Annotated in this window: 1 protein-coding gene; it reads right to left on the reverse strand. The window is 74.0% G+C overall.

Annotated features, from left to right (window positions below; translation table 11 throughout):
• Positions 1-187: 187 nt before the first annotated feature.
• The gene (locus CA983_RS44280) at positions 188-751 is read right to left on the reverse strand and encodes an HdeD family acid-resistance protein (RefSeq protein ID WP_086606167.1); all 564 of its coding nucleotides are present in this window, start codon (positions 749-751) and stop codon (positions 188-190) included.
• Between the last annotated feature and the right edge of the window lie 122 nt (positions 752-873).

The raw sequence follows: 873 nt of genomic DNA on the forward strand, positions 1-873 counted from the left end.
CTCGACGAGCGTGCTCTCGCCGGAGACGGTGGCCGTCGGGCCTGTGTGCGCCTCGGCGTGCGCGCCGGGCACGAGCAGGGCGAGCAGCAGGACGAGCACCCGCGGCCAGGTGTGCCGGCGGGTGCCGCGGGGGGCCGGCTGCGGTGCGGGGTTCACGGGAGGTGGTTCCCCGTTGTGCGTATGCCGTTCATCCCACCGGCTGCGAGATCCGCTCGCTCGGCGTACGGCGGCCCCGGATGCGCAGGGCCGTGGCGATCTCGACGGCGCCGACCGCGAGCAGCCAGCAGCCGCCGACCAGGGTGAGAACGGCGACGGACTCGAAGGGCGCGTCGATGAGGACGATGCCGGCGACGACGGTGAGGACCCCGAGGAAGATCTGCCAGCCCCGGGCGGGCATCGCCGGGTCGTGGGCGGCGGCCAGGGTCTGGGTGATACCGCGGAACAGCCAGCCGATGCCGATCCAGAGGGCGAGCAGCAGGATCGACTGCAGGGGGCGACGGAAGCAGAACAGGCCGAGCAGGATCGAGAGCGTGCCGCTGATGAAGGCGAGGACGCGCAGGGCTGTCGTCCGGTGGGTGCCGAAGGCGGAGGCGAGCTGGAGGATGCCGCTGACGAGCAGATAGAGCCCGAACAGCACCCCGGCGGCGAACAGGGACGCGCCCGGCCAGACCAGGACGAGAAGCCCCAGCACGAGGGAGGTGACCCCGGTGACCAGCACGGCTTGCCAGGCGGCGTGGGAGAGCTGGTGCAGGGGCCCTGGGAAGGGGGACTCCGGCTCGTGACCGCCTGAGCGCGGGCTCGCGGTGTGCGCGGCGCCCCGGGGTGCGTGCGGGTCGTGCGGCCAGTGGGCCTGTGCGCCGGGTGGGGCCGGGG

This window comes from Streptomyces swartbergensis (genome assembly GCF_002148965.1).
Lineage (GTDB): Bacteria > Actinomycetota > Actinomycetes > Streptomycetales > Streptomycetaceae > Streptomyces > Streptomyces swartbergensis.